The 1,032-nt window shown below is 59.0% G+C and carries 1 tRNA gene; it reads left to right on the top strand.

The window, feature by feature from the left end:
- Positions 1-505: 505 nt before the first annotated feature.
- A tRNA-Ser gene (locus tag EP165_RS20310) sits at positions 506-596 on the top strand.
- The last annotated feature ends 436 nt before the right edge of the window (positions 597-1,032 follow it).

Genomic DNA, 1,032 nt, shown 5'->3' with positions numbered 1-1,032 from the left:
CTTGAGTTTCATTTTCTGACCTCCAGTCAAAGGTTTAAATATGGGTCTGGGTCCTTAAGCCGAAGGACAGCGTTCCCTGCCCCATCCCCAATTGATGAAAAAGACACGCTAGCGCGCCCCTTCTTCGAGCATGACATTACCGATGAGGGTTGCCTGCGCAACAAGGAAGAACCCCGCATGTGCCTTCCCGGCACGCGATGGAATGCGGTTGTTGCACAAAAGTCACGATTTGCACCCTCGCGTTGACGTTTCATTCACCAAAACGGTTCCGGCGTCGTCCCGGCACAGGTGAAAACGGCGATTTTGCCACGACGGAGCCCGGTTCCGGCGATTCGAACCCGGCCTCCGGGCAGGCAGTCCGGTTATTTCCCCAACGTAAACAGCGCCGTAAGGCCGGCATAGGGACGCTCGGCATGGAATATGCCGGCCTATTATCAGACGCATGGGGAACCGGGCGCGGAACTTGTTGATTGTCGCGGGGCTTTTCTTTATCCAGCGACGCACCGGAGAGGTGGCCGAGTGGTCGAAGGCGCTCCCCTGCTAAGGGAGTAGACCTCAAAAGGGTCTCGTGGGTTCGAATCCCATCCTCTCCGCCACTATTTCGCTCACGGCAGTTTCGCTTCGCTCAACGGCTCCGCGGGGGCGGCCTGACCGGCCAGCGGGCGGTCGCCCGCCAGGCTCCGAGTTCGAATTTCGTCCTGAACTCTCCGCCATCTCTATACTTAATGAAATTCAGCCAGGCGTACGGCGACGTGCCGGCGAAGCATTTGCCGCGGTCGCGGTTCAGTCCCGCCCTCCGCTCCTGCTCCCATCGCCGTGAAGAGCATCCGGCTCGCTCGTGCCCCGGCCGGTCAGGTGCGCCCCCGAAATGCGTTCGCGTCGGAAATGGCGCGACGAACGAATTCAGCCCATGCTGTATGGCCGATTTCATTGGGCTCTTCCGCGACATAGCCGCTCAATCTGACGTTGAATCCGTTCCGGGCTTCCCGCGTCTTTCGTTTTTTGACTGGAGGTCAGAAAATGAAACTCAAG

This window comes from Mesorhizobium sp. Z1-4, from assembly GCF_004000235.1.
Taxonomy (GTDB): domain Bacteria; phylum Pseudomonadota; class Alphaproteobacteria; order Rhizobiales; family Rhizobiaceae; genus RCIO01.
This window is presented reverse-complemented; position numbering and strand designations above follow the sequence as displayed.